This window comes from Actinosynnema sp. NPDC023794, assembly GCF_040639675.1.
Classification (GTDB): Bacteria; Actinomycetota; Actinomycetes; order Mycobacteriales; family Pseudonocardiaceae; genus Actinosynnema; species Actinosynnema luteola.
The window spans coordinates 285,688-311,650 of the sequence record NZ_JBFAFR010000006.1 but is presented as its reverse complement, the minus strand read 5'-3'; the positions used below and the strand labels follow the sequence as shown (position 1 = coordinate 311,650).

The following is a 25,963-nucleotide window of genomic DNA, read 5'->3' as shown; positions in this document are numbered from 1 at the left end:
CGGCTCAGCGCGTGGAATCACCTGGTCGCGGGCTGAGCGACAATGTGCGGGTGAACCCGTCCACCGCGCAGGCCAGGGTGCTCGTCGACGAGCTGATCCGCAACGACGTCCGGCACGTCGTGCTGAGCCCCGGATCGCGCAACGCGCCGTTGTCGTTCGCCCTGCACGAGGCAGCCGCGGCCGGCCGGCTCACCCTGCACGTCCGCGTGGACGAGCGCACCGCGGGCTTCCTCGCCCTCGGCCTGGCCAAGGGCAACGACGAGGTCACCGCCGTCACCTGCACGTCCGGCACCGCCGTGGCGAACCTGCACCCCGCCGTGCTGGAGGCCCGGCACGCGGGCGTCCCGGTCATCGCGCTCACCGCGGACCGGCCGGTCGAGCTCTACCGCACGGGCGCCAGCCAGACCGTGGACCAGCAGCGCGTCTTCGGCCTGGACACGCTCCAGTTCCCCATCGCCGAACGCCGGGAGAACCAGAACGGCCTGTGGCGCTCCCTGGTGTGCCGCGCCGTGGCCACCGCCCGCGACCAGGGCCCGGTGCACGTCAACGTCCCGTTCCGCGAGCCGCTCGTGCCCGAGGGCGACGACGACTGGCCGGAGTGCCTGGACGGCCGCCCGTTCGACATGCCGTGGACCCGCACCGCCCGCCGCACGACCACCTCCACGCACGCCGCCGACCACCTCGGCCCGCGCACCCTGGTCATCGTCGGCGACACCGGGCACGACCTCTCCGACCTGGCCGACCGCGCCGGCTGGCCGGTCGTCGCCGAACCCACCGGCCACGGCCTGCGCCACGGCACGCTCCTGCTCAACGCGGGCGACCTGCCCGACCACCTCGTGCCGCAGGCTGTCGTCGTCGTCGGCCGCGCCACCCTCTCCAGGGGTGTGCTCAAGCTCATCGCGCGGACCCCGGTGGTGCACGTGCTGTCCGACGAGCTCGACTGGCCCGACCCGCAGTTCACCGCCACGCACACGTCGACCGACCTGGTCCTCGGCGAGCACGACGTGGACGACGAGTGGCTCACCGCCTGGCAGCACGCCGACAAGGCGGTCGCCGACGTGGTGGACGGCCTGCTGGCGAAGGAGCCCTGGCCGACCGGCCTGCACGTGGCCCGCGACCTGGTCGCCGCGCTGCCGCCGGGCGCGAACCTGTTCCTCGGCTCGTCCAACCCGGTCCGCGACGTCGACCTGGTCGCCGAGCCGCGCCGCGACGTCCGCACCTTCGCCAACCGGGGCGTGGCCGGCATCGACGGCAGCATCTCCACCGCCGCCGGCATCGCGCTCACCCGCGGCCCGACCTACGCCCTGATCGGCGACCTGACGTTCCTGCACGACGCCAACGGCCTGCTCATCGGTCCCGGCGAGCCGCGACCCGACCTGACGGTCGTCGTGCTCAACGACGACGGCGGCGGCATCTTCGCGTTGCTGGAGCAGGGCGCGAAAGAGCACGAGCGGACCTTCGAGCGCGTTTTCGGCACGCCGCACGGCGTCGACCTCAAGTCGTTGTGCGCGGCGCACCACGTGCCCCACACCGAAGCCTCGACGCCGGACCAGCTGAGAAGGGCGCTCGACCGGCCGAGCGGAATCCGGGTGGTGGAAATCCGGGCGGACCGCCACGAATTGCGCGATCTGCACCGACGGTTGAAGGCCGCCGTGTCAACCGCATTCCAATAGTGGGAATCCTACCGACGGGGGTACAGCCCGCCGGTGGCCGCGACTAGCTTCGCCGCATGTCCCTGAGAGCGAAGCTGACCCTCGGTACCGCCGCCGCGGCGTCCCTGCTCCTGCTGGCCGGCACGGCGACGGCGGCCGAACCGGGCGCACCCGGCATCGGCGACCCGTACTACCCGAATGCGGGCAACGGCGGGTACGACGTCTCCCATTACGACATCAGGCTCAACTACCAGCCGGCGAACGACACGCTTTCCGGCACCACGACGATCCTGGCCAAGACCACTCAGGACTTGAGCCGGTTCAACCTCGACTTCCTGTTGAAGGTCAGTTCGGTCCGGGTGAACAACAAGGTCGCCGCGTTCTCGCAGTCCGGCGGCGAGCTCGTGGTCGACCCGCGCGGCACGCTGCGCGAGGGCTCGAACGTGACGGTCGTCGTCACGTACTCCGACGTGCCGTCCACGCACGCCGTGGACGGCTACACGTCGTGGAAGCGGACGCCGGACGGCGCGCTGGCGATCGACCAGCCCGACATCGCGCCGTGGTGGTTCCCGAGCAACAACCACCCGACCGACAAGGCCAGGTTCGACATCTCGGTGGCCGTGCCCACCGGCGTCGAGGTGATCTCCAACGGCACGTTCGGCGGCACCGCCCAGCAGATCAACGGCTGGACCCGCTGGCGCTACCGCAGCCTGCAGCCGATGGCCACCTACCTGGCGTTCATCGCGATCGGCCAGTTCGAGATCCGCCAGTCGACCGCGCCGAACGGCCAGCCGGTGCTCAACGCCTACTCGGAGCGGCTCGGCGCGGACTACGGCGCGGCCGTGGCCAGCATCGAGCGCACGCCCGAGGTGACGGAGTTCCTGGAGACGCAGTTCGGGCCGTACCCGTTCGAGGCGCAGGGCGGCGTGGCGACGCCGGGCATCGGCTTCGCGCTGGAGAACCAGACCCGCTCGACCTACGACACCGCGTTCTTCCGCCGCGGCGCGAACACCTACGTCGTGGCGCACGAGGTCGGGCACCAGTGGTTCGGCGACTCGGTGTCCGTGCAGGGCTGGAAGGACATCTGGCTGAACGAGGGCTTCGCCAGCTACGCGGAGTGGCTGTGGTCCGAGCACGTCGGCGAGGGCACGGTCCAGGAGAACTCGGACTTCGTCTACGCCTCCTACCCGGCCGACAGCCCGTTCTGGCAGGTCCTGCCCGGTGACCCGGGCGCGTCGAACCAGTTCCACGGCGCCGTGTACGACCGCGGCGCGCTCACCGTGCACGCGCTGCGCGGCGAGATCGGCGACGAGGCGTTCTTCGAGCTGCTGCGGGAGTGGCCGGCGGCGAAGCGCAACGGCAACGCGACGACGGACGAGTTCATCGCGTTCGCCGAGAACCTGTCCGGCAAGCAGCTCGACGAGCTGTTCCAGACCTGGCTGTTCACGCCGGGCAAGCCGGCGGTCGCGCCGGGCGCGGCCGGTTTCGCGGCGCGTGCCGCGACCGTGACCGAGCCGAAGTCGTTCAAGAAGATCCAGGAGACGCGCGAGCTGCTCGCGGGTCACCAGCACTGATCGCACGGTGAAGGGGCCGTCCTCGGGTGAGGACGGCCCCTTCGCGCGTCGGTCGTAGTTGTGCCGCCGCTTCAACGCCACCAGGAACGTCTCGGCGACCAGGTCGTCGGCCACCGCGTCACCGACGCGGCCGGCCGGAGTGCCCTCGGGTGCCCCGATGACGTGTGTCACATGCCTTCGAGGGCTTCCCGAAAGGGCAGCATCTTGGCGTGCGCCTCGTGGACCTCGGAGTCCGGGTCCGACTCGGCGACCAGGCCGCAGCCGGCGAACAGGCGGGCCGTGCGGCCGTCCACCTGCGCGCAGCGCAGCGCGACGCCGAGCTCGCCGTCGCCGTTGCCGTCGATCCAGCCGACGGGGCCCGCGTAGCGACCGCGGTCCATGCCCTCCAGCTCCTCGATCATCGCGATGGCCTCCGCGCGCGGCGTGCCGCCGACGGCCGCCGTGGGGTGCAGCGCCTCGCCCAGCGCGAGCAGCGACGGCGTGCCGCTGAGCGTGCCGATGACGTCGCTGGACAGGTGCGACACGTTCGGCAGCCGCAGCACCGAGGGCCCTTCGACCGACATGGTGTCGCAGAACGGCTGCAGCGTCTGCACCAGCGACGCCACCGCGTACTCGTGCTCGTCGCGGTTCTTGCCCGACGACAGCAGCGCGGCGGCCAGCTCGTCGTCCGACATGCCGTCGTGCGGCCACGTCGTGCCCGCGAGCACGCGTGAGTCGACCACGGACCCGCTGCGCCGCAGCAGCAGCTCGGGCGTGGCGCCGATCAGGCCGTCCACGGCGTACACCCAGCACTCGGGGTACCGGCGGGCCAGGCCTTCGAGCACGAACCGGTGGTCGATGTCGACGTCCGCGACCGCGAGCAGGTCGTGTGCCAGCACGACCTTCTCCAGCTCGCCCGCGCGCATCCGCTCGACCGCCGCGCGCACGGCCTCGCGGTACCCGGTGACGGACACCTGCCCGTCGCTGTAGCGCACCTCCGACGGCTTGCGCACCGGCTCGACCCGTCGCTTGCCGCCGTCGCCGATCGTGGTCAGCCAGCTGTGCCCGTTGCGGCGGCCGAGCACGACCTCGGGCACCACGAGCACCGAGCGGCCGGGGCGGTCGGAGAACGCCATGCTGACGAACGCCACCGGCCCGGCGCCGGGCACGCCCAGCTCGTCGTCCACCACGAGGTCGTCGGTGAACTCGCGCCACCAGCGGTCGGCGACGGCGAACCGATCCGGTCCCGACACCTCGAACCGGGCCGCCTCACCCCATCCGACCAGGCCCGTTCCGTCCCGCACCCAACTCAGCGCACCGGTCGGCGCGGGTAGCCCGCCCAGCAGGTCGTCGCTCGCGACGCGCCTGGTGTGCACGCGCAGCCGTTGTCGGGTCCGCGAGGCGGGAGCTGAGGTCACGGCGTCGAGGGTATGGACTCGTCGCTGAGATCCGGCGCGGAGGCCGCCCTAGACTCCTCAGTTGTGGTGGACGACGCAGTGCGGACAGGTGCCCGCCCCAAGGCTCGGCTCCTGGTCAGCCGGGCGTTGGTGCTGCTGGGCGCGGTGGTGACGCTGATCGGGGTGATCCTGCTCGCGGCGTGCTGGCGCGACGACCTGATGATCGAGAAGCGGCTGGGCAAGGCGACCGCCGAGGTGGTGTCCGTCTCGTTCCAGCGGACCGTGGTGCGCTTCGCCACGCCGGACGGCGCCGTGCACAGCCCGTCACAGGGCCTGCTGTACCCGGAGGGGTTGGAGCCGGGCCAGCTGGTGCGCATCGAGTACGACACGGCCGACCCCGAGGTGGCGCGGGTCGCCGGGCGCACGGCCGTGCTCGCGCTGCTGCCGATCGGCACCTTCCTGCTGGCCGTGTGGGCGGTGCTGTTGCCGCTGCTGTGGTGGTTGCCCAGAAAGGGCAGGTCCAGCAGGTTGTGACAGTTCTGCCGTAAATCCGCCTCCAGGTGTAACATCGGTGGCATGGACCTGGAGGATCGGTTCGAGCGCACCGTCGCGGCCGAGCAGCGCGTGGAGCCGCGCGACTGGATGCCCGACGGCTACCGGAAGACGCTGATCCGGCAGATCGCGCAGCACGCGCACTCCGAGATCATCGGCATGCAGCCCGAGGGCAACTGGATCAGCCGCGCGCCGTCGCTGCGCCGCAAGGCGATCCTGCTGGCCAAGGTCCAGGACGAGGCGGGGCACGGGCTGTACCTGTACGCGGCGACCGAGACGCTCGGCGCGGACCGCGGCGAGCTGACCGAGAAGCTGATCTCCGGTCGGCAGAAGTACTCCTCGATCTTCAACTACCCGACGCTGTCCTACGCCGACGTCGGCGTGATCGGCTGGCTCGTCGACGGGGCCGCGATCTGCAACCAGGTGCCGCTGTGCCGCACGTCCTACGGGCCGTACGCGCGGGCGATGATCCGCATCTGCAAGGAGGAGTCCTTCCACCAGCGGCAGGGCTACGAGCTGCTGATGACGATGATGTCCGGCACCGACGCCCAGCGCGCGATGGTGCAGGAGTCGGTCGACCGCTGGTGGTGGCCGTCGCTGATGATGTTCGGCCCGCCGGACGCCGAGTCCTCCAACACCGAGCAGTCCATGAAGTGGCGGATCAAGCGCAACACCAACGACGAGCTGCGGCAGAAGTTCGTCGACATGACCGTGCCGCAGGCGGAGAAGCTGGGCGTGACGCTGCCCGACCCGGAGCTGAGGTGGAACGCCGAGCGCGGGCACCACGACTTCGGCCAACCGGACTGGGACGAGTTCTGGCAGGTCGTCGGCGGCAACGGGCCGACGAACGCGCAGCGCGTCGAGCACCGGCGCAAGGCGCACGAGGACGGCGAGTGGGTACGTGCGGCGGCTGCGGCGCACGCTGCGAAGCACGCGGCTCGGGAGGGTGTGGCATGAGTTCGTCGTGGCCGCTGTGGGAAGTGTTCGTGCGCGGCAAGCGCGGGTTGAACCACGTGCACGTCGGGTCGCTGCACGCGCCGGACGCCGAGATGGCGCTCCGCAACGCGCGTGACGTCTACACCCGGCGCAACGAGGGCGTGTCGATCTGGGTGGTGCCCGCGACGGCGATCACCGCGTCGTCGCCGGACGAGAAGGACCCGTTCTTCGAGCCGAGCGGGGACAAGGTCTACCGGCACCCGACGTTCTACGAGATCCCCGAGGACGTGCCGCACCTATGAGCTTCGACAACGCGTACGAATCGCTGATCGACCACGAGGACGCGCACTGGGCGTTCGGCACCGGGTTCTCCGAGGCGCTGGCCGGGGTGGACCGCGAGGTGCCCGACGTCGACCGCGCCGACCTGGCCGCGTACTGCCTGATGCTCGGCGACGACGCGCTGATCATGTCCCAGCGGCTGGCCGAGTGGTGCTCCCGCGCGCCGGAGCTGGAGGAGGACGTCGCGCTGGCCAACATCGCGCTCGACCTGCTCGGCCAGTCCCGGATGCTGCTGACCAGGGCGGGCGAGGTCGAGGGCGCGGGCCGGGACGAGGACGCGCTGGCGTACCTGCGCGACGAGCGCGACTTCCGCAACGTGCACCTGGCGGAGATCGAGTGCGGGCCGTTCGCGGGCGGCGACTTCGCCACGACCACGGCGCGGCTGCTGGTGTTCTCGTCGTGGAAGCTCGCGCAGTTCTCGCGGCTGCGCGCGAGCGCCGATCCGGTGTTGGCGGCCGTGGCGGAGAAGGGCGTGAAGGAGCTGGCCTACCACCGCGACCACGCCGCCCAGTGGGTCGTGCGGCTCGGCGACGGCACCGAGGAGTCGCACCGGCGGATGCGGGCCGGGTTGGCGCGGGTGTGGCCGTTCCTGGACGAGCTGTTCACCGCGCACGCGGTCGAGCTGCGGTTGGCCGGTGTCGCGGTCGACCCGGCCGAGCTGCGGTCCGAAGTGGACGGTGTGCTGGACGCGGTGCTGGCGGCGTCGGGGCTGGCGCGGCCCGCCGACGTGCCCGCGGCGCGCGTCAACGGGCTGGCGGGGCGCGACGGCGTGCACACCGAGGCGTTCGGCTACCTGCTGGCCGAGATGCAGCACCTGCACCGGTCGTTGCCGGGGGCGGTCTGGTGAGCGCCCTCGACGTCGCCGCGCGCGTCCGCGACCCGGAGCTGCCGGTGCTGACGCTGGCCGACCTCGGCGTGCTGCGCGACGTGACCGAGGAGGAGGACGGTCGGGTCTCGGTCACGATCACGCCCACCTACTCGGGGTGCCCGGCGATCGACGAGATGGCCACCGACCTGCGGCGGTCGTTGCTGGCGGCGGGGTACGCGGCGGTGGACGTGCGGCTGTCGCTGTCGCCCGCGTGGACCACGGACTGGATCAGCGAGGCCGGGTTGCGCAAGCTGCGGGAGGCCGGCATCGCGCCGCCGTCCCGGCTGGGGCCGCGCGCGGTCGGTCCGGTGCCGTTGAACCTGACGCCGCCGTCGCGGCGGGTGGCGTGCCCGCGCTGCGGGTCGTCGCGGACGGCGGAGGTGTCGCGGTTCGGGTCGACGGCGTGCAAGGCGCTGCGCCGGTGCGCGGACTGCGCCGAGCCGTTCGAGCACGTGAAGGAGATCTGATGGCTCGGCCGGTGTTCCACAAGCTGACCGTCGCGTCGGTCGAGCAGCTGTGCTCGGACGCCGTCGCGGTGACGTTCGAGGTGCCACCGTCGCTGGCCGCGGACTTCGGGTTCGCGCCGGGGCAGTACCTGACCCTGCGCAACGGCGACGAGCGGCGGTCGTACTCGATCTGCGCGCCCGCCGGCGGTCCGCTGCGGATCGGGGTGCGGCGGGTGGACGGCGGGCTGTTCTCCACGCTGCTGGTGGACCGGTTGCAGCGCGGCGACGTGCTGGAGGTGCTGCCGCCGCAGGGCGGCTTCACGCCGTCCGGCGGGTCGCACCACGGCCTGCTGGTGGCCGGGTCCGGCATCACGCCCGCGTTGTCGATCGCGGCGTCGGTGCTGGCCGGTGGGGCGCGGGTGACGATGGTGTACGGGAACCGGCGTGCGGACACGGTGATGTTCGCCGAGGAGCTGGCGGACCTGAAGGACCGCTACCCGGCGCGGTTCCAGCTGGTGCACGTGCTGTCGCGGGAGCCGCGGGACGTCGAGCTGTTCACCGGGCGGCTGGACGCGGCGAAGCTGCGGGCGTTGTTCTCGACGGTGGTGCCGTGGGCGGACGTCGACGCGTGGTGGCTGTGCGGGCCGTACGGGATGGTGCGGGACGCGGAGGACGTGCTGGGCTCCCTCGGCGTGCCCGCGTCGTCCGTGCACCACGAGCTGTTCTACGTGGACGAGCCGCCGCCTCCGCCGCGCCGCGCGGAGACCTCCTCGGCTGCCGCCGCCACGGCGACCGTGATCCTGGACGGGCGGACCACCGAAGTGCCGCTGCCGGCGGACGTGCCGATCCTCGACGCGGCCCAGCGGGTGCGCGCGGACCTGCCGTTCGCGTGCAAGGGCGGCGTGTGCGGGACGTGCCGTGCGCTGGTCACCTCCGGTGAGGTGGAGATGCGGCGGAACTACGCGCTGGAGCCGCGCGAGGTCGAGGCCGGTTTCGTCCTGACGTGCCAGTCGATCGCCGTGACCTCGGCGGTTACCGTGGATTACGACGCCTGATCTGGCACATTGGGCGCATGGCACGGTCGGCGCTCTGGGGACTGCTCATCGGCACGGCGCTGATGACGATGTTGTTGATGTTCACCTTGGCCGCGCCGTCGTCCCCCGACGGCGAGTCCGTGCCGGTCCTGGCGTCGCTGATCGCGTCGGGGATCCTGGGAGGTGTGCCGGGATCCGTGGTCGGCTTGGTGGTCGGAGCCATCCGCCACCGCTCCCGACCCCCTGTCCACCTGCTACCGCCACCCCCGCCGCCACGCCCGCTCCCCGTCCCGCCCCCGGCGAACGACCGCTGGTCGGCGATGGTGGGCCGCTGCGAGCTGGCCGCGCGCCGGGTGCACGCCGCCGTGGCCACCGTGCCCGCCTCACCGGCGCGGGAGTGGCTGGAGCGCATCGCCGGCCAGTTCGCCGCCGAACTGCCGGACGTCCGCCGGATCGCCGACCTGGGCCGCGCCCTGGACGCCGACCAGCACCACCCGGTGACCGAACGCCTGAACGCCGCCGTCCGCGACTTCACGTCGTTCGAGGACGAGGTGGGCCGAGCCGCCCTCCGCCTGCTGAACCAGTCGTCCCTGGATGCCGTCCGCACCGACCTGGAGATCCTGGAACAACAACTGCCGCACCTGGGCAACAGCTGAAGCGGGTCGCCTAACGGGACGTGGACGCCGCCTGCCACCAGGCCAGGACTTCCTCAGCCACCTCCGGCATGGCCACGAGCAGGCCGTCCACCGGCAGCGGGGCGTCCTCGCCCCTCCTGTCCAGCACGGCGGCGCCCGACTCGACGGCCAGGGCGACCGCGCCGGCCACGTCCCACTCGTGGTAGCTGTCCAGGACGGCGGCGGCGGCGTGGCCCAGGGCCACTTGGGCGACGGCCAGGGCCTTCGAGCCCAGCACCCGCACGCCCGTGCCCGCCACGGCGGCCCGGGAGATGAACTCACCCATCCCCGGCCACGGGCCCGTCCGCGTCATCTCCGTGCACACGATGGAACTGACCGCCTGGTCGCCGAGCCGCACCGGCGTGCCGTTCGCCCGCATGCCGCGTCCCCGTGCGGCGGCGTAGATCTGCGCCCGGTACGGGTCCGCGACCACACCGACGACCGGCCCCCACCGGTCGATCAGCGCCAGGCTGTACGCGCACCAAGGCACGCCGGCGACGTAGTTCGCGGTCCCGTCGACCGGGTCGACCACCCAGCGGAACTCCGCGTCGCTCACCACGTCGCTGTCGGTGTCCTCGCAGAACACCGGGATGTCCGGGAACTCGGCCGTCAGCACCCGCCGCGTGTGCCGCTCCAACGTCCGGTCGGTGTCGGTCACCCAGTCGAACGGCGACGTCTCGTCGTCGGGCCGCGCGCCGCGCCCCGCGGTCGCCATGATCACGTCGGACGCGTCGTTGGCGAGGCGACCCGCTATCTCCAGCGCGATCGACACCAGGCCGGGATCGACGGGCTGCGCGGGTCGGGACGACAAGACGGTCATGCCGACCTAGTGTCACCGCACAGAGTGACCGCGCCACGTACTCCAGGTGAACCCGCGGCCAACGTCGACCGCGACGCGAGGTGTTCGGCGCGCGTTCGCAGAGGTGTCACGCCGCCGTGTCCTTCGCACCGCATGGTGATCGGCGTGCGCGTAGCGATCGTCACCGAGAGCTTCCTGCCCCAGGTCAACGGGGTCACCAACTCGGTACTGCGGGTCCTGGAACACCTCCGAGCGCACGGCCACCAGGCGTTGGTGGTGGCCCCCGGCGCCGGTGCGGACCACCACCTCGGCACACCGGTCGTGCGCGTGCCCGCGGTGGACCTGCCGAGGTTCAGCTCGCTGCCCGTCGGGGTGCCGACGCGCAAGGTGCTGACCGCCTTGGCCGACTTCCGGCCGGACGTCGTGCACCTGGCGAGCCCGTTCGTGATGGGCGCGCGCGGCCTGTCCGCCGCACGCAGGCTCGGCATCCCGACCGTCGCGGTCTACCAGACCGACATCGCCGGGTTCGCCGGCCACTACGGCCTCGGCTTGACGGCCCGCGCCGCTTGGCGGTGGACGCGTCGGCTGCACGCGCAGGCCGACCGCACGCTCGCGCCGTCGACGTGGGCCGTCGAGGCGCTCCAGGAGCACGGCGTGCCGCGCGTGCACAGGTGGGGACGTGGCGTGGACGTCGAGCTGTTCCACCCGTCCCGGCGGGACGACGCGTTGCGGGCTTCGCTGGCGCCGAGCGGTGAGCTGCTCGTCGGGTACGTCGGCAGGCTGTCGCCGGAGAAGCGGGTGGACCGGCTCGCGGCGCTCGCCGACCTGCCCGGCGTGCGGCTGGTGGTGGTCGGGGAGGGGCCGGAGGAGGCGCAGTTGCGGCACGACCTGCCCCGTGCGGCGTTCCTGGGGTTCAAGAGCGGCACGGACCTGGCCACGGCGTACGCGAGCTTGGACGTGTTCGTGCACACGGGCCCGCACGAGACGTTCTGCCAGGCCGTGCAGGAGGCGTTGGCCAGCGGTGTGCCGGTGGTCGCGCCGGACGCGGGCGGGCCGCGTGACCTGGTGCGACCCGGCACCGGCTACCTGTTCGCCGACGACGCGCAGCTCAGGCAGGCGGTGGTGGAGCTGGGCGACCCGCTGCGCCGGCGACGGTTCGGTCAGGCGGCCCGGCGCTGGGTGCGCGGGCGCACGTGGTCGGCCGTGTGCGACGAGCTGCTGGGCCACTACGCGGCCGTGCTGGACCTGCCGGAGCGTCGGGCGGCATGAGGACCGGGCACGCATGAAGATCGTTCAGCTGGCCAACTTCTACGGTCCCCGTTCCGGCGGCCTGCGCACGGCGCTGCACCACCTCGGCGACGGTTACGCGGCGAACGGGCACCAGGTCACGTTGGTCGTCCCGGGCGCCGCGCACGCCGACGAGGAGCTGTCGCCGGGCGTTCGGCGGGTGACGCTGCCCGCGCCGCGCATCCCGGGCACCGGTGGGTACCGGGCGGTGGACCCGTGGCGCGTGCGGGCGCTGCTCGACCACCTGGCGCCCGACCGGCTGGAGGTGTCGGACCGGCTCACGCTGCGCGGCATGGGCCGGTGGGCGGCGGCGCGCGGCGTGCCGAGCGTGGTGATCTCGCACGAGCGGCTGGACCGGCTGCTGGAGCAGTTCCTGCTGCCCACGCCGTCGGCGCGGCGGGGTGCGGACTGGGCGAACGCGCGGATGGCCGCGTCCTACGACACGGTGGTGTGCACGACGGAGTTCGCGCGGGAGGAGTTCGACCGGATCGGCGCGCGCAACGTGGCCCGCGTGCCGCTCGGCGTCGACCTGCGCACGTTCACGCCGACCCGGCACGACCGGTCGTTGCGGGCGGACCTGGCGCGGGGCGCCGACGCGCTGCTCGTGCACTGCGGGCGGTTGTCGGCGGAGAAGCACGTCGAGCGCAGCGTCGACACGGCGGCGGAGCTGCACGCGGCCGGGCACGACGTGCGGCTGGTCATCGCCGGCGACGGTCCGTGCCGCGAGGCGTTGGAACGCCGTGCGGCCGGTCTGCCGGTCACGTTCCTGGGGTTCGTCGGCCGGCGCACCGACGTCGCCGACCTCCTCGCCACCGCCGACGTCTCCCTGGCACCGGGCCCGCACGAGACGTTCGGCCTGGCCGCCCTGGAAGCCCTGGCCTCCGGCACCCCCGTGGTCGTCTCGGCGTCCTCGGCCCTGCGCGAGATCGTCCGCCCGTCCTGCGGGGCCGCCGTGCCGGACCACGCCCCGGCGTTCGCCGGCGCCGTGACCACCCTGCTGGACCACCCCGAACCGACCCGCCGCTCCGCCGCCCGTGCCCGCGCCGAGGAGTACCCCTGGCAAGCCGCCGTCACCGGAATGCTGACCGCCCTCCGCGCCACCTGACCCCGCGCGCGTGTCGAACCGTCAGGTCCCGCGTGTCGAACCGTCAGGTCCCGTGAGTTCTACATTCGCGCGCCGGCATCCGGCTGAGTGGTGAACTCGGGGGTCCTGAGCGTTCGACTCGCGGGACTTGGACGTGGGACACGCGGGACCTGAGTGTTCGACACGCGGGACCTGGGGGTTCGACTCGCGCGCGGGTGGGACGGGATGTCGGTGGTCGGGGGCGTCACTTAGGCTTCCGGCATGGCGCGTGCAGGTCTGGACAAGAACCCCCGCGAGGTCGCCGAGATGTTCGACGGCGTGGCCAAGGGCTACGACCGGACGAACTCGGTCATGACCCTGGGGTTCGACCGGCGCTGGCGGGAGTGGAGCAGGCGGGTCCTGGACGCCAAGCCCGGCGAGAAGGTGCTGGACCTGGCGGCGGGCACGGCGGTCTCGACGGTGGAGTACGCGGCCTCGGGCGCGTGGTGCGTGGCGGCCGACTTCTCGCTCGGGATGCTCCAGGGCGGCGCGCACCGGCCGGTGCCGAAGGTGGCCGCCGACGCCCTGCGCCTGCCGTTCGCGGACAACTCCTTCGACGCGGTCACGGTGTCCTTCGGCCTGCGCAACTTCAACGACACCGAGGCCGCGCTGCGCGAGATGGCCCGCGTGGTCAAGCCCGGCGGACGGCTCGTGGTGTGCGAGGTCTCCACGCCGACGTTCCGCCCGTTCCGCTTCGTCTACATGCGCCACCTGCTGCGGATCCTGCCGTTCATCGCCCGGTTCGTCTCCTCCAACCCGGAGGCCTACTCCTACCTCGCCGAATCCATGCGCACGTGGCCCGACCAGCGCGCGCTCGGCGAGATCGTGGCCCGCGCCGGCTGGGAGGACATCGCCTGGATGAACCTCACCGGCGGCATGGTCGCGCTGCACCGCGGCACCAAGCCCGCACCGCTCCCGGCCGCGTAGCCCTCGAGCGCGCAAAGCCTCAGCAACGCGCAAGTAGACTCGCCCTGGACTTTGTGAACACGGGCACAAGGAGCGGGGATGACGACTCCCAGCCGCCGCAAGGCAGGCGAGGACGCCGAGGTGATCGTGGTCGGGGCGGGGCCCGCGGGCTCCACCGCGGCCACCTACCTGGCACGCGCGGGCCTGGACGTGGTGCTGCTGGAGAAGAGCACCTTCCCCCGCGAGAAGGTGTGCGGTGACGGCCTGACCCCGCGCGGGGTCAAGCAGCTGATCGACCTGGGCATCGACACCCGCGAGGAAGCTGGCTGGCTGCACAACCGCGGCCTGCGCGTGGTCGGGGGCGGCGTCACGCTGGAGCTCGACTGGCCCGAGCTGGCCACGTTCCCGCCCTACGGCCTGGTCCGGCCCAGGCAGGACTTCGACGAGATGCTGGCGCAGACGGCCGTCGCCGCGGGCGCCCGGATGCACCAGCAGACCACCGTCACCGGCGCGCTGGTGGAGAACGGCCGGGTCGTCGGCGTCGAGGCCAAGCAGGGCCCGGACAAGACCCCGGTCACCTACCGGGCACCCCTCGTCCTGGCCTGCGACGGCGTCAGCGCCCGCCTCGCCCTCAGCGTCGGCATCCAGAAGGACGACGCCAAGCCGATGGGCGTCGCGGTCCGCCGCTACTACGCCAGCCCCCGCACGAAGGACGACTACCTGGAGTCGCACCTGGAGCTGTGGGACCGCGCCAACGACGTCCTCCTGCCGGGCTACGGCTGGATCTTCGGCATGGGCGACGGCACCGTGAACGTCGGCCTCGGCATCCTCAGCACCTCCAAGGCCTACGGCACCACGGACTACCGCGCGCTGCTCAAGAGCTGGCTCGACGGCACCCCCGAGGAGTGGGGTTTCCGCGAGGAGAACGCCACCGGCAAGATCGGCGGCGCGGCCCTGCCGATGGGCCTGAACCGCAAGCCCCACTACCGCGACGGCCTGCTGCTCGTCGGCGACGCCGGCGGCATGGTCAACCCGTTCAACGGCGAGGGCATCGGCTACGCGATGGAGTCGGCCAGGATCGCGGCCGAGACCGTGGTGCAGGCCCTGGCCCGCCAGGGCGCGAGCCGCGAACGCGCGCTGCACGGCTACCCGGTGCGCATCGAACAGGCCCTGGGCAGCTACTACCGGCTCGGCAACGTCTTCAGCAAGCTCATCGGGAACCCCACGGTCATGCGCACCGCCACCAAGTACGGGCTGCCGCGCAAGACCCTGATGAAGCTGGTCCTGAAGCTGCTCGCGGGCCTTTACGACCCCAAGGACGGCGACTCGTTCGACCGCATCATCACCGCCGCCACGAAACTCGCCCCAACGGCCTAACGGGCCTCCGCTCACCGACGCAGCGCCGACTTGAGAGTCGGCGCTGTTTCGTTTTCGGTGTGCTCCCGTTCACGGACGGGTCGTCCAACTGTTGATCTGCACCGTGAAAGTGCAGGTCAGGGCCTATGACGGGGGTGCCCGTCACGCCTCTGTGTGACGTTCTACACTGACCCTCAGGTCTTGTGAATCAGTTCACAACCGGCTGAGATGCCTTGTGAAGTGTTTCACAAGCGACCTGCGGATTGTTAGGCACGCCTAACCTCCGGAGGCCGCAAGAACACCCTTTAGGGTGCGCAACGGTCGGCGGTGCACCACCACCGCGACGCGAGGAAAGGACGACGGAGAGTGCTGGACCCTTACCTCCCCCTCGTATTGATGTTCGTCCTCGCCGGGGCCTTCGCGCTGTTCTCGGTGACGGCCGCGCCGTACATCGGTCCCCGCCGCTACAACCGCGCGAAGCTCGACGCCTACGAGTGCGGCATCGAGCCGTCGCCGCAACCCGTGGTGGGCGGTGGCCGCATGCCGGTCGCCTACTACCTCACGGCGATGCTGTTCATCCTGTTCGACATCGAAATGGTGTTCCTCTACCCCTTCGCGGTCTCCGCGGACCGGCTCGGCCTGTTCGGCCTGGTGGAGATCGCCCTGTTCGTCGCGACGGTCGGCTTCGCGTACGCCTACGTGTGGCGTCGCGGCGGCCTCGACTGGAACTGAGGGGGAACCAGTGGGTCTCGAAGAGAAGCTCCCGAACGGCATCCTGCTCGCCAGCGTGGAGAAGCTGGTCAACTGGACCCGCAAGTCCTCGCTGTGGCCCGCCACCTTCGGCCTGGCGTGCTGCGCGATCGAGATGATGACGACCGGCGGTCCGCGCTACGACCTCGCCCGGTTCGGCATGGAGGTCTTCCGCGCCTCGCCGCGCCAGGCCGACCTGATGATCGTCGCGGGCCGGGTGACCAACAAGATGGCGCCGGTGCTGCGGCAGATCTACGACCAGATGCCGGAGCCGCGCTGGGTGCTCGCCATGGGCGTGTGCGCCTCCAGCGGCGGCATGTTCAACAACTACGCGGTCGTGCAGGGCGTGGACCACGTCGTGCCGGTCGACATGTACCTGCCCGGCTGCCCGCCGCGGCCGGAGATGCTGATCGACGCGATCCTCAAGATCCACGCGAAGATCATGGACGAACCGCTCGGGGCGAACCGCGCCGCGCTGCTGGCCGAGTCCGGCCACCAGACGGCCATGATCCCGTCCTCCGAGCGCTTTGCGAAGAAGTGAGCGGCATGGCAAACGACAGCAGCCCCGACGGAACCGGCGCTGAGCAGGGCAAAGAGGTCGACAAGGCCCCCGGTGCGGACACCCCGCAGGCCGACCGCAACCCCGAGGCGCTCAGCTCCGCGAGCATGAACGAGGCCGAGCACGAGGAGCACCTCGCGCGCGGCGGCATGGTCGCGGGCAAGGCGCGCCAGGGCATGTTCGGCATCTCCGGCACCGGCGACACCTCCGGCTTCGGCGGCCTGCGGCTGCCCGCCCACGTCGCCGCGCCGTCCGAGCGGCCCTACGGCGGCTGGTTCGACGAGGTCGCCGACGAGCTGCTGGCCGCGATCCGGGAGAAGGGCCTGCCCGCCGACACGGTCCAGCAGATCACCGTCGACCGCGGCGAGATCACCTTCTTCCTGCGCCGCGAGAACCTCGTCGACGTGGCGCGCATCCTGCGCGACGACCCGGCGCTGCGGTTCGAGCTGTGCAGCTCGGTGTCCGGTGTGGACTACGGCGTCGACGCGCCGCAGCGGCTGCACTCCGTCTACCACCTGACGTCGATGACCTACCGCCGGCGCATCCGGCTGGAGGTCGCGGTCGACGTGGACGACGCGCGCATCCCCAGCGTGGTCTCGGTCTACCCGACCGCGGACTGGCAGGAGCGCGAGGCCTGGGACATGTTCGGCATCGTCTACGACGGCCACCCGGGGCTGACCCGGATCCTCATGCCGGACGACTGGGACGGCCACCCGCAGCGCAAGGACTACCCGCTCGGCGGCATCCCGGTGGAGTACAAGGGCGCGGAGATCCCCCCGCCAGACCAGAGGCGGTCCTACTCATGACCGAGCGACTTTCCGACGTGACGACCGGCACGGACACCAGTGCCACCGGCCGTGACAGCGAAGCACCCGACGCCGGCCGGACCACGCCGGACACCGACGCCTACGCGGGCTCGCGCCAGACGACCGAGGGCACCGTCTACACGGTGACCGGCGGCGACTGGGACGAGGTGCTGGCCGAGGCCGCGGGTGACGAGCGCATCGTCATGAACCTGGGCCCGCAGCACCCCTCCACGCACGGCGTGCTGCGCCTGGTGCTGGAGCTGGAGGGCGAGACCGTCACCCAGGCCCGCAGCGTCATCGGCTACCTGCACACCGGCATCGAGAAGAACGTCGAGTACCGCAACTGGACCCAGGGCGTCACGTTCGTGACGCGCATGGACTACCTGGCCCCGCTGCACAACGAGGCCGCGTACTGCATGTCGGTCGAGAAGCTGCTCGGCATCACCGTGCCGCAGCGGGCGCAGACGATCCGCGTGCTGCTCATGGAGCTCAACCGGATCAGCTCGCACCTGGTGGCGCTGGCCACCGGCGGCATGGAGCTCGGCGCGCTGACCGGCATGACCGCGGGCTTCCGCGAGCGCGAAGAGGTCCTGCACCTGCTGGAGTTCCTCACGGGTCTGCGGATGAACCACGCGTTCATCCGGCCCGGCGGCCTGGCGCAGGACCTGCCGGACGGCGCCGAGCAGAAGATCAAGGACTTCATCAAGGTGATGGACTCCCGGCTGCCGGACTACGACAAGCTGCTGTCGGGCCAGCCGATCTGGCGCAACCGCCTCGCGGGCGTCGGCTACCTGCCCGTGGACGCGTGCCTCGCGCTGGGCATCACCGGCCCGATCCTGCGTTCCGCGGGCCTGCCGTGGGACCTGCGCAAGGTCGAGCCCTACAGCGGTTACGAGAACTACGAGTTCGACGTGCCCACGTCCAACGCCGCCGACTCCTACGCCCGCTACCTGCTGCGGCTGGAGGAGATCCACCAGTCGCTCAAGATCGTCCGGCAGGCCGTCGACAACCTGACGCCCGGCCCGGTCATGGTGGCCGACGCCAAGGTCGCGTGGCCCGCGCAGCTGACCATCGGCGCGGACGGCATGGGCAACTCGCTCGAGCACGTCCGCAAGATCATGGGCCAGTCCATGGAGTCCTTGATCCACCACTTCAAGCTGGTGACCGAGGGCTTCGCGGTGCCGGCGGGCCAGGTGTACGTGCCGATCGAGTCGCCGCGCGGCGAGCTCGGCTACCACGTGGTCTCCGACGGCGGCACCCGGCCGATGCGCGTGCACGTGCGCGAACCCAGCTTCGTGAACCTCCAGTCGATGCCCGCGATGTGCGAGGGCGGCATGGTCGCCGACGTCATCGCCTCGGTGGCCTCTATCGACCCGGTGATGGGTGGTTGTGACCGATGACGCAGACGCAGGAACCCACCGACCTCTTCGACCAGTCCATCGTGGACAAGGCGCGGGCGATCATCGCGCGCTACCCGCAGCCGCGGTCGGCGCTGCTGCCGATGCTGCACCTGGTGCAGTCGGTCGAGGGGTACGTCAGCCAGGCAGGCATCGCGTTCTGCGCCGACCAGCTCGACCTCACCAACGCCGAGGTCAGCGCGGTCGCGACGTTCTACACCATGTACAAGCGCCGCCCGTGCGGCGAGCACCTGGTGAGCGTCTGCACGAACACGCTGTGCGCCGCGCTCGGCGGTGACGCGATCTACGCCAAGCTCAAGGACCACCTGAACGTCGGCCACGAGGAGACCGCGGGCGAGCCGGGCACGCCGGGCTCGATCACGCTGGAGCACGCCGAGTGCCTGGCGGCCTGCGACCTCGGCCCGGTGCTCCAGGTCAACTACGAGTACTTCGACAACCAGACGCCCGACGGCGCGCTGGAGCTGGTGAAGTCCTTGCAGGCGGGGGACAAGCCCCACCCGACGCGGGGCGCGCCGCTGACCGACTTCCGCCAGGCCGAGTTGCAGCTGGCCGGGTTCTTCGAGGGTCGTGACGCGGACCTGGACGGCCCGTCGGCCGCGCCGGAGACGGTGCGCGGGGCCAAGATCGCCGCGGAGCGCGGCTGGACCGCGCCGGCCATGCCGGACAACGCGGAGTTCCCGCCGCTGCCGGAGAAGAAGTAGGTAGGGGAGCTGACGTGGTCGACAACCTGACTCCCGTCCTGACGAAGCGCTGGCTGTCGCCGCGCTCGTGGACGCTGAAGACCTACGAGCAGTTGGAGGGGTACACGGCGCTGCGCAAGGCGCTCAAGGCCCACCCCGACCAGCTGATCCAGCAGTGCAAGGACTCCGGGCTGCGCGGTCGTGGCGGCGCGGGCTTCCCCACCGGCATGAAGTGGGGCTTCATCCCGCAGGGCGACGGCAAGCCGCACTACCTCGTCATCAACGCCGACGAGGGCGAGCCGGGCACCTGCAAGGACATCCCGCTGATGATGGCGGACCCGCACTCGCTGATCGAGGGCATCATCATCACCTCGTACGCGATCCGGGCGAACTTCGCCGCGATCTACGTGCGCGGCGAGGTGCTGCACGTGATCCGCCGGCTGCACGCGGCCGTGCGCGAGGCGTACGAGGCGGGCTACCTGGGCAAGGACATCCTCGGCTCGGGCTTCGACCTCGACGTGGTCGTGCACGCGGGCGCGGGTGCCTACATCTGCGGCGAGGAGACGGCGCTGCTGGACTCGCTGGAGGGCAAGCGCGGCCAGCCGCGGCTCAAGCCGCCGTTCCCGGCGACCGCCGGCCTGTACGCCTCGCCGACCGTGGTGAACAACGTCGAGACGATCGCCAGCGTGCCCTACATCGTCAACGGCGGCGCGGACTGGTTCCGCACCATGGGCCGCGAGCGGTCGCCCGGTCCGAAGATCTTCTCCCTGTCCGGCCACGTGGAGCGCCCCGGCCAGTACGAGGCCCCGATGGGCGTCACGCTGCGCGAGCTGCTCGACCTCGCGGGCGGCATGAAGGACGGCATCCCGCTGAAGTTCTGGACGCCGGGCGGCTCGTCCACCCCGCTGTTCACCGCCGAGCACCTGGACGTGCCGCTCGACTTCGAGGGCGCGGCCGAGGCCGGTTCGATGCTGGGCACCACCGCGTTGCAGATCTTCAACGAGACGGTGTCGGTGCCGTGGGCGGTCATGAAGTGGACCGAGTTCTACAAGCACGAGTCGTGCGGCAAGTGCACGCCGTGCCGCGAGGGCACCTACTGGCTCGTGCAGATCCTCCAGCGGATGGTGCGCGGCGAGGGCACGGCCAGCGACATCGACACGCTGCTGGACGTCTGCGACAACATCCTGGGCCGCTCGTTCTGCGCGCTCGGCGACGGCGCGGTCAGCCCGATCACCAGCGGCATCAAGTACTTCAAGCACGAGTTCCTGGCTCTGTGCGACCAGAACTCGCAGGTCCTGGCGGGAGCAACCGCATGACGATCGCCCCTGAACAGAAAGCCGAGCTGGTGGTCCCGGAGGGCCACGTGAAGCTCGTCATCGACGGCGTGGAGGTCGTCGCGCCCAAGGGCGAGCTGCTGATCCGCACCGCGGAACGGCTCGGCACCGTCATCCCGCGCTTCTGCGACCACCCGCTGCTGGAGCCCGCGGGCGCCTGCCGGCAGTGCCTGGTCGAGGTGGAGATGGGCGGCCGGCCGATGCCGAAGCCGCAGGCCTCCTGCACCATGACGGTCGCCGACGGCATGGTGGTCAAGACCCAGCTGTCCTCGCCGGTGGCGGACAAGGCGCAGCAGGGCGTGATGGAGCTGCTGCTCATCAACCACCCGCTGGACTGCCCGATCTGCGACAAGGGCGGCGAGTGCCCGTTGCAGAACCAGGCGCTGGCGCACGGCCGCTCGGACTCGCGCTTCCACGAGCACAAGCGGACGTTCCCGAAGCCGATCCCGATCTCGACGCAGGTCCTGCTGGACCGCGAGCGGTGCGTGCTGTGCCAGCGCTGCACGCGGTTCTCCGCGCAGATCGCCGGCGACCCGTTCATCGAGCTGCTGGAGCGCGGCTCCCAGCAGCAGATCGGTGTCGCGGCGGAGAAGCCGTTCCAGAGCTACTTCTCCGGCAACACGATCCAGATCTGCCCGGTCGGCGCCCTGACCAGCGCCGCGTACCGGTTCCGCGCCCGGCCGTTCGACCTGATGTCCACGCCCGGTGTGTGCGAGCACTGCTCGTCGGGCTGCTCGACGCGCACCGACTGGCGGCGCGGCAAGGTGCAGCGCCGGCTGGCGGGCGACGCGCCCGAGGTCAACGAGGAGTGGACCTGCGACAAGGGCCGCTTCGCGTTCACCTACGCGACGGCCGGTGACCGGATCCGCCGCCCGCTGGTGCGCGACAAGGCCAGCGGCGAGCTGCGCGAGTCGTCCTGGACCGAGGCGCTGCAGCACGCCGCCGAGGGCCTGGCGAAGGCGCGTGACGGCAAGGGCGTCGGCGTGCTCGCCGGCGGTCGCCTCACCGTCGAGGACGCCTACGCGTACTCGAAGTTCGCCCGGATCGCGTTGCGCACCAACGACGTCGACTTCCGCGCCCGCGCCCACTCCGCCGAGGAGCTGGAGTTCCTGACCGGCGCGGTCCTCGGTGCGAACCCCGACAACGGCGGCGTCACCTACGCGGGCATCGAGTCCGCGCCGGCCGCGCTGCTGGTCGCGTTCGAGCCGGAGGAGGAGTCGCCGATCGTGTTCCTGCGGCTGCGCAAGGCGGCCCGCAAGAACCGGACGAAGGTCTACCACCTGGGCCAGTTCACGACGCCCGCGGTGGAGAAGACGAACGGCGTGCTGCTCGCGTGCGTGCCCGGCGGCGAGCCCGCCGCGGTGAACGCGCTGCCCGAGCACGCCGCCGACGTGGTCGAGGAGCTGGCGAAGCCGGGTTCGGTGATCCTGGTCGGCGAACGCGCCGCCGAGGTGCCGGGCCTGTTCTCCGCGGTCGCCGCGCTGGCCGAGCGGACCGGGGCGAAGATCGCCTGGATCCCGCGCCGCGCCGGCGAGCGCGGTGCGCTGGAGGCCGGTCTGCTGCCGACGTTGCTGCCCGGCGGTCGCCTGGTCGGTGACGCGGCCGCCCGGGCCGAGGTCGAGCAGGCGTGGGGCCTGGAGCCCGGCGCGCTGCCCGCCGAAGCCGGCCGCGACACCACGGGCATCCTGACCGCCGCCGCGAGCGGTGGGCTGGACGCGCTGGTCGTCGGCGGTGTCGACCCGTTCGACCTGCCGGACCCGGCGCTGGCCGAGCGCGCGCTGGACTTCGCCGGTTTCGTGGTCAGCCTGGAGCTGCGGCACAGCGCGGTCACCGCGCACGCCGACGTGGTGCTCCCGGTCGCGCCCGCGGTGGAGAAGGCGGGCAGCTACCTCAACTGGGAAGGCCGCCCGCGCCCCTTCGGCACCACGATCGACGGCACCGGCGCGCTGTCGGACGGCCGGGTGCTCGACACGCTCGCCGTGGAGATGGACGCGGACCTGTTCACCCAGACCCCGGCCGCCGCGGCGGCCGACCTGGCGAGACTGGGCTCCGCCGCGGTGACGGCGTCCGCGCCGACCGTGCCCGCGCCGCTGCTGCCGCAGCCCAAGGCCGGCCAGGCCGTGCTCGCGACCTGGCGCAGGCTCCTGGACAACGGGTCGTTGCAGGACGACGAGCCGAACCTGGCGGGCACCGCGCGCCCGGTGGTGGCCAAGCTGTCCGCCGCCACCGCCGCGCACCTGGGTGTCGAACTCGGTGGCGAGATCGCCGTCGCCACCGATCGGGGCGAGGTGGTGCTGCCGGTCGAGGCGGCCGACCTGCCCGACGGCGTCGTGTGGCTGCCCGGCAACTCGGGCGCGGCCACGGTGCGGCGCAACCTCGTCGCCGGCCACGGGTCCGTGGTGGCCGTCTCCCCGCACGTCACGGGCTCCGCTGAGCAGATCACGTCGCCCGCTGGAGGCAAGGCATGAGCAGCGCTGAACTCCTGGCCGACGATCCGCTCTGGCTGATCGTCGTCAAGGTCGTCGGCATCTTCGCGTTCCTCGTGGTCATGACCCTGTTCATGATCAACTGGGAGCGCAAGGTCGTGGCCCGGATGCAGCAGCGTCCCGGACCGAACCGGGTCGGCCCCGGCGGCTGGCTCCAGTCACTCGCCGACGGCCTGAAGCTCGCGTTCAAGGAGGACATCCGCCCGGTCCTGGCGGACAAGTGGGTGTTCTTCCTGGCGCCGGTGATCTCCACGATCCCCGCGTTCGTCGCCTTCTCGGTCATCCCGCTCGGCGGCGAGGTCTCGATCTTCGGCGAGCGGACCGCGCTGCAGCTGGTCGACCTGCCGGTCGGCGTGCTGGTCGTGCTGGCCTGCTCCTCGCTCGGCGTCTACGGCATCGTGCTGTCGGGCTGGGCGTCCGGCTCGCCGTACCCGCTGCTGGGCGCGCTGCGCTCGGCCGCGCAGGTGATCTCCTACGAGATCGCGATGGGCCTGTCGATCGTCGCGGTCGTCATGCACTCGCACTCGCTGTCCACCGCCGACATCGTCGACGCGCAGAGCAGCGGCTGGTACTTCTACCTGCTGCCGGTCAGCTTCCTCATCTACGTCTGCTCGATGGTCGGCGAGACCAACCGCGCCCCGTTCGACCTCCCCGAGGCCGAGTCGGAGCTGGTCGGCGGCTTCCACACCGAGTACAGCTCGCTGAAGTTCGCGCTGTTCTTCCTCGCCGAGTACGTCAACATGGTCACCGTCTCGGCGCTGGCCACCACCCTGTTCCTGGGCGGCTGGCGGTTCCCGTTCGTCGGCGACGACCACGTGCTCAACAGCGGCTGGTTCGGCCTGCTCTGGTTCGTGGTCAAGACGCTCGGCTTCCTGTTCCTGTTCATCTGGCTGCGCGGCACGCTGCCCCGCCTGCGCTACGACCAGTTCATGCGGCTGGGCTGGAAGTTCCTGGTCCCGATCGCGCTGGTCTGGTTCGTCGCCGTGGCGGTCGCCCGCTACCTGCGCCAGGAGTGGGAGGCCAACAGCGGTCTGGACACCAGCACGGCGCTGATCGTGATCGGCGGGTTCCTCGCGGTGGTGCTGCTGATCGCGTTCCTGCTGCCGGACAAGCGGGAACCGCACGACCCCGACGCCGTGCCGGTCACCGGTGGCGGCTACCCGGTGCCGCCGCTCGACCTGAAGGTGCCCAAGCCACCGCCGCGCAGGCAGGTGCGGGTGGCCGAGCTGCCCGGCGCCGAGAACCAGACGCAGGAACCGGCCGCGGTACCCGCAGCTTCACACAAGGAGGCCAGCGATGGGCGTGTTTGATCCCGTCAAGGGCTTCGGCGTCACCTTCGGCACGATGTTCAAGAAGGTCGTCACCGAGGAGTACCCCGAGGTCAAGAAGGTCACCGCGCCGCGGTTCCACGGCCGCCACCAGCTCAACCGGCACCCGGACGGGCTGGAGAAGTGCGTCGGCTGCGAGCTGTGCGCGTGGGCGTGCCCGGCGGACGCGATCTTCGTCGAGGGCGGCGACAACACCGAGGACGAGCGCTACTCGCCCGGTGAGCGCTACGGCAAGGACTACCAGATCAACTACCTGCGGTGCATCGGCTGCGGCCTGTGCATCGAGGCGTGCCCGACCCGCTCGCTCACCATGACGAACGAGTACGAGCTGGCCGACGACAACCGCCAGAAGCTGATCTTCACCAAGGAAGACCTGCTCGCGCCCCTGCTGTCCGGCATGGAGCAGCCGCCGCACCCCATGCGGCTGGGCGAGAACGAGCAGGACTACTACGTGAACGGGCCGAAGCTGGCTCGCGAGGCGGGCGTGCCCGCCGGCGCGACCGTGGAGACCGGGCCCGAGGAGGCGGGCAAGTGAGCCTCTCGTTCCTGCTCCAGCAGCCCGACGAGGTCCAGCGGGTGGTCGACACCGTCACCACCGGCGAGGCGGTCGCGTTCTGGATCCTCGGCCCGCTGGCCCTCGCCGGCGCGCTGGGCATGCTCTTCGCGCGCAACGCGGTGCACTCCGCGCTGTGGCTGGTGCTCACCATGCTCAGCCTCGGCGTGCTCTACATGGTCCAGCAGGCGCCGTTCCTCGGCTTCGTGCAGATCATCGTCTACACCGGCGCGATCATGATGCTGTTCCTGTTCGTGCTGATGCTGGTCGGCCGGGACAGCTCCGACTCGGTGGTCGAGGTGCTGCGCGGCCAGCGGCTCGCCGCGGCGGTCATCGGCGTCGGCTTCGCCGGCATCGTGGTCGCCTCGGTCGCCCGCGCGCTGACCGACGTCGAGCCGGTCGGCCTGGCCGCGCAGAACACGCAGAACGGCGGCAACGTCGCCAACATCGGCGAGGCGCTGTTCACCGACTACCTGTTCCCGTTCGAGCTGACGTCGGCGCTGCTGATCACCGCGGCGGTCGGCGCGATGGTGCTCGCGTTCACCTCGCGCACCGGCAAGGACGCCAAGAAGACCCAGAAGCAGCTGGTCGAGGAGCGCTTCCGCGGCGACCGCCCCGGCTCGCTGCCCGGACCCGGCGTGTTCGCCACCGCCAACTCGGTGGCCACGCCCGCCCTGCTGCCGGACGGCTCGGTCGCCGCCGAGTCCCTGTCCGAGCTGATCGAGACGACCGCCAAGGAAACTCTCGAGGACGACGTCGCGGAGGTGTCCGGCAGCGGGCACGAGCCCGACGCGCACGCGCTCAAGGGAGAGTCGTCGTGACCCCTACGTACTACCTGCTGCTGTCCGCGCTGCTGTTCAGCCTCGGCGCGGTCGGCGTTCTGGTGCGGCGCAACGCCATCGTGGTGTTCATGTGCGTCGAGCTGATGCTCAACGCGGTGAACCTCAGCCTGGTCACGTTCGCCCGGATCAACGGCGGGCTGGACGGCCAGGTGATGGCGTTCTTCGTGATGGTCGTCGCCGCGGCCGAGGTCGTGGTCGGTCTGACGATCATCATGGCGATCTTCAAGACGCGTCGCTCGGCCTCGGTCGACGATTCCAACCTGCTGAAGTACTGAGAGGTCCACG

Annotated in this window: 26 protein-coding genes; 24 read left to right on the top strand and 2 right to left on the bottom strand. The window is 71.5% G+C overall.

Features of this window, described 5'->3' with window-relative positions; translation table 11 throughout:
* Positions 1 to 50 precede the first annotated feature (50 nt).
* Together menD and AB0H12_RS16980 are read left to right on the top strand one after the other, a co-directional pair.
* Positions 51 to 1,673: a 2-succinyl-5-enolpyruvyl-6-hydroxy-3-cyclohexene-1-carboxylic-acid synthase gene (menD, locus tag AB0H12_RS16985; RefSeq protein WP_499623750.1), complete on the top strand. Its 1,623-nt coding sequence runs from the start codon at positions 51 to 53 to the stop codon at positions 1,671 to 1,673.
* A 56-nt stretch (positions 1,674 to 1,729) separates the two neighbouring features.
* Positions 1,730 to 3,226 (top strand): M1 family metallopeptidase, encoded by a 1,497-nt coding sequence (locus AB0H12_RS16980; protein ID WP_499623749.1) that lies wholly within the window; start codon positions 1,730 to 1,732, stop codon positions 3,224 to 3,226.
* 167 nt (positions 3,227 to 3,393) lie between these two features.
* On the opposite strand, the gene AB0H12_RS16975 is transcribed toward AB0H12_RS16980, so the two are convergent.
* A complete protein-coding gene (locus AB0H12_RS16975) occupies positions 3,394 to 4,623 on the bottom strand; it encodes an isochorismate synthase (protein WP_499623748.1) in 1,230 nt (409 codons plus the stop codon).
* Positions 4,624 to 4,686: 63 nt separating this feature from the next.
* On the opposite strand from AB0H12_RS16975, the gene AB0H12_RS16970 reads away from it, so the two are divergent.
* From AB0H12_RS16970 to AB0H12_RS16940, 7 genes are read left to right on the top strand one after another with little or no spacing between them, the layout of a single operon-like run.
* A complete protein-coding gene (locus AB0H12_RS16970) occupies positions 4,687 to 5,136 on the top strand; it encodes a DUF3592 domain-containing protein (RefSeq protein ID WP_499623747.1) in 450 nt (149 codons plus the stop codon).
* Positions 5,137 to 5,178: 42 nt separating this feature from the next.
* A complete protein-coding gene (paaA, locus tag AB0H12_RS16965; protein ID WP_499623746.1) occupies positions 5,179 to 6,111 on the top strand; it encodes a 1,2-phenylacetyl-CoA epoxidase subunit PaaA in 933 nt (310 codons plus the stop codon).
* Positions 6,108 to 6,392 carry a 1,2-phenylacetyl-CoA epoxidase subunit PaaB gene (paaB, locus tag AB0H12_RS16960; protein ID WP_158845120.1) on the top strand — a complete coding sequence of 95 codons (285 nt, stop codon included), beginning with the start codon at positions 6,108 to 6,110 and terminating at the stop codon, positions 6,390 to 6,392. Before paaA ends, paaB begins: the two co-directional genes overlap by 4 nt.
* A complete protein-coding gene (gene paaC / locus AB0H12_RS16955) occupies positions 6,389 to 7,276 on the top strand; it encodes a 1,2-phenylacetyl-CoA epoxidase subunit PaaC (protein WP_499623745.1) in 888 nt (295 codons plus the stop codon). The genes paaB and paaC overlap by 4 nt, the downstream gene beginning before the upstream one ends.
* The gene (gene paaD / locus AB0H12_RS16950) at positions 7,270 to 7,764 is read left to right on the top strand and encodes a 1,2-phenylacetyl-CoA epoxidase subunit PaaD (RefSeq protein WP_499623818.1); all 495 of its coding nucleotides are present in this window, start codon (positions 7,270 to 7,272) and stop codon (positions 7,762 to 7,764) included. Before paaC ends, paaD begins: the two co-directional genes overlap by 7 nt.
* Positions 7,764 to 8,798, top strand: coding sequence for a 1,2-phenylacetyl-CoA epoxidase subunit PaaE (paaE, locus tag AB0H12_RS16945; protein ID WP_499623744.1), 1,035 nt, complete (start codon positions 7,764 to 7,766; stop codon positions 8,796 to 8,798). The genes paaD and paaE overlap by 1 nt, the downstream gene beginning before the upstream one ends.
* 17 nt (positions 8,799 to 8,815) lie before the next feature.
* Positions 8,816 to 9,433 carry a hypothetical protein gene (locus AB0H12_RS16940; protein ID WP_499623743.1) on the top strand — a complete coding sequence of 206 codons (618 nt, stop codon included), beginning with the start codon at positions 8,816 to 8,818 and terminating at the stop codon, positions 9,431 to 9,433.
* A 10-nt stretch (positions 9,434 to 9,443) separates the two neighbouring features.
* Here AB0H12_RS16940 and AB0H12_RS16935 read toward each other — a convergent pair whose 3' ends face one another.
* Positions 9,444 to 10,271 carry an inositol monophosphatase family protein gene (locus AB0H12_RS16935; protein WP_053715316.1) on the bottom strand — a complete coding sequence of 276 codons (828 nt, stop codon included), beginning with the start codon at positions 10,269 to 10,271 and terminating at the stop codon, positions 9,444 to 9,446.
* Between the two features lie 144 nt (positions 10,272 to 10,415).
* On the opposite strand from AB0H12_RS16935, the gene AB0H12_RS16930 reads away from it, so the two are divergent.
* The 15 genes from AB0H12_RS16930 (at position 10,416) to nuoK (ending at position 25,953) form a co-directional block, all read left to right on the top strand.
* Positions 10,416 to 11,519: a glycosyltransferase family 4 protein gene (locus AB0H12_RS16930; RefSeq protein ID WP_499623742.1), complete on the top strand. Its 1,104-nt coding sequence runs from the start codon at positions 10,416 to 10,418 to the stop codon at positions 11,517 to 11,519.
* A 13-nt stretch (positions 11,520 to 11,532) separates the two neighbouring features.
* Positions 11,533 to 12,642: a glycosyltransferase gene (locus AB0H12_RS16925; RefSeq protein ID WP_499623741.1), complete on the top strand. Its 1,110-nt coding sequence runs from the start codon at positions 11,533 to 11,535 to the stop codon at positions 12,640 to 12,642.
* A 240-nt stretch (positions 12,643 to 12,882) separates the two neighbouring features.
* Positions 12,883 to 13,587, top strand: a complete 705-nt coding sequence (locus AB0H12_RS16920) for a demethylmenaquinone methyltransferase (protein WP_499623740.1) — start codon at positions 12,883 to 12,885, stop codon at positions 13,585 to 13,587.
* A gap of 78 nt (positions 13,588 to 13,665) precedes the next feature.
* Positions 13,666 to 14,943 (top strand): geranylgeranyl reductase family protein, encoded by a 1,278-nt coding sequence (locus tag AB0H12_RS16915; RefSeq protein ID WP_499623739.1) that lies wholly within the window; start codon positions 13,666 to 13,668, stop codon positions 14,941 to 14,943.
* Between the two features lie 345 nt (positions 14,944 to 15,288).
* Complete coding sequence (locus AB0H12_RS16910; protein ID WP_053715312.1) at positions 15,289 to 15,654, top strand: NADH-quinone oxidoreductase subunit A; 366 nt, start codon at positions 15,289 to 15,291, stop codon at positions 15,652 to 15,654.
* A 10-nt stretch (positions 15,655 to 15,664) separates the two neighbouring features.
* Positions 15,665 to 16,213: a NuoB/complex I 20 kDa subunit family protein gene (locus AB0H12_RS16905; protein WP_498776413.1), complete on the top strand. Its 549-nt coding sequence runs from the start codon at positions 15,665 to 15,667 to the stop codon at positions 16,211 to 16,213.
* 125 nt (positions 16,214 to 16,338) lie between these two features.
* Positions 16,339 to 17,037, top strand: a complete 699-nt coding sequence (locus tag AB0H12_RS16900; protein WP_499623817.1) for an NADH-quinone oxidoreductase subunit C — start codon at positions 16,339 to 16,341, stop codon at positions 17,035 to 17,037.
* Positions 17,034 to 18,437, top strand: coding sequence for an NADH-quinone oxidoreductase subunit D (locus tag AB0H12_RS16895; protein ID WP_499623738.1), 1,404 nt, complete (start codon positions 17,034 to 17,036; stop codon positions 18,435 to 18,437). The genes AB0H12_RS16900 and AB0H12_RS16895 overlap by 4 nt, the downstream gene beginning before the upstream one ends.
* On the top strand, positions 18,434 to 19,156 hold the full coding sequence (gene nuoE / locus AB0H12_RS16890) for an NADH-quinone oxidoreductase subunit NuoE (RefSeq protein WP_499623737.1): 723 nt from the start codon (positions 18,434 to 18,436) through the stop codon (positions 19,154 to 19,156). The genes AB0H12_RS16895 and nuoE overlap by 4 nt, the downstream gene beginning before the upstream one ends.
* Positions 19,157 to 19,170: 14 nt before the next feature.
* Complete coding sequence (gene nuoF, locus AB0H12_RS16885; RefSeq protein ID WP_230566431.1) at positions 19,171 to 20,451, top strand: NADH-quinone oxidoreductase subunit NuoF; 1,281 nt, start codon at positions 19,171 to 19,173, stop codon at positions 20,449 to 20,451.
* Positions 20,448 to 22,937, top strand: a complete 2,490-nt coding sequence (locus AB0H12_RS16880; RefSeq protein WP_499623736.1) for an NADH-quinone oxidoreductase subunit G — start codon at positions 20,448 to 20,450, stop codon at positions 22,935 to 22,937. The genes nuoF and AB0H12_RS16880 overlap by 4 nt, the downstream gene beginning before the upstream one ends.
* Positions 22,934 to 24,265 (top strand): NADH-quinone oxidoreductase subunit NuoH, encoded by a 1,332-nt coding sequence (gene nuoH / locus AB0H12_RS16875; protein WP_230566433.1) that lies wholly within the window; start codon positions 22,934 to 22,936, stop codon positions 24,263 to 24,265. The genes AB0H12_RS16880 and nuoH overlap by 4 nt, the downstream gene beginning before the upstream one ends.
* Positions 24,252 to 24,818: an NADH-quinone oxidoreductase subunit NuoI gene (gene nuoI / locus AB0H12_RS16870; protein WP_499623735.1), complete on the top strand. Its 567-nt coding sequence runs from the start codon at positions 24,252 to 24,254 to the stop codon at positions 24,816 to 24,818. The genes nuoH and nuoI overlap by 14 nt, the downstream gene beginning before the upstream one ends.
* Positions 24,815 to 25,657, top strand: coding sequence for an NADH-quinone oxidoreductase subunit J (locus AB0H12_RS16865; protein WP_230566435.1), 843 nt, complete (start codon positions 24,815 to 24,817; stop codon positions 25,655 to 25,657). Before nuoI ends, AB0H12_RS16865 begins: the two co-directional genes overlap by 4 nt.
* Positions 25,654 to 25,953, top strand: coding sequence for an NADH-quinone oxidoreductase subunit NuoK (gene nuoK / locus AB0H12_RS16860; RefSeq protein WP_053715303.1), 300 nt, complete (start codon positions 25,654 to 25,656; stop codon positions 25,951 to 25,953). Before AB0H12_RS16865 ends, nuoK begins: the two co-directional genes overlap by 4 nt.
* Positions 25,954 to 25,963 lie beyond the last annotated feature (10 nt).

Coding starts and splice junctions, on each gene's coding strand:
- AB0H12_RS16925 (WP_499623741.1), top strand. CDS start 11,533: ATGAAGATCGTTCAGCTGGCCAACTTCTACGGTCCCCGTTCCGGCGGC.
- AB0H12_RS16920 (WP_499623740.1), top strand. CDS start 12,883: ATGGCGCGTGCAGGTCTGGACAAGAACCCCCGCGAGGTCGCCGAGATG.
- nuoI (WP_499623735.1), top strand. CDS start 24,252: ATGGGCGTGTTTGATCCCGTCAAGGGCTTCGGCGTCACCTTCGGCACG.
- AB0H12_RS16935 (WP_053715316.1), bottom strand. CDS start 10,271: ATGACCGTCTTGTCGTCCCGACCCGCGCAGCCCGTCGATCCCGGCCTG.
- nuoE (WP_499623737.1), top strand. CDS start 18,434: ATGACGCAGACGCAGGAACCCACCGACCTCTTCGACCAGTCCATCGTG.
- paaC (WP_499623745.1), top strand. CDS start 6,389: ATGAGCTTCGACAACGCGTACGAATCGCTGATCGACCACGAGGACGCG.
- AB0H12_RS16980 (WP_499623749.1), top strand. CDS start 1,730: ATGTCCCTGAGAGCGAAGCTGACCCTCGGTACCGCCGCCGCGGCGTCC.
- AB0H12_RS16940 (WP_499623743.1), top strand. CDS start 8,816: ATGGCACGGTCGGCGCTCTGGGGACTGCTCATCGGCACGGCGCTGATG.
- AB0H12_RS16880 (WP_499623736.1), top strand. CDS start 20,448: ATGACGATCGCCCCTGAACAGAAAGCCGAGCTGGTGGTCCCGGAGGGC.
- AB0H12_RS16895 (WP_499623738.1), top strand. CDS start 17,034: ATGACCGAGCGACTTTCCGACGTGACGACCGGCACGGACACCAGTGCC.
- paaA (WP_499623746.1), top strand. CDS start 5,179: ATGGACCTGGAGGATCGGTTCGAGCGCACCGTCGCGGCCGAGCAGCGC.
- paaE (WP_499623744.1), top strand. CDS start 7,764: ATGGCTCGGCCGGTGTTCCACAAGCTGACCGTCGCGTCGGTCGAGCAG.
- nuoH (WP_230566433.1), top strand. CDS start 22,934: ATGAGCAGCGCTGAACTCCTGGCCGACGATCCGCTCTGGCTGATCGTC.
- AB0H12_RS16915 (WP_499623739.1), top strand. CDS start 13,666: ATGACGACTCCCAGCCGCCGCAAGGCAGGCGAGGACGCCGAGGTGATC.
- AB0H12_RS16900 (WP_499623817.1), top strand. CDS start 16,339: ATGAACGAGGCCGAGCACGAGGAGCACCTCGCGCGCGGCGGCATGGTC.
- paaB (WP_158845120.1), top strand. CDS start 6,108: ATGAGTTCGTCGTGGCCGCTGTGGGAAGTGTTCGTGCGCGGCAAGCGC.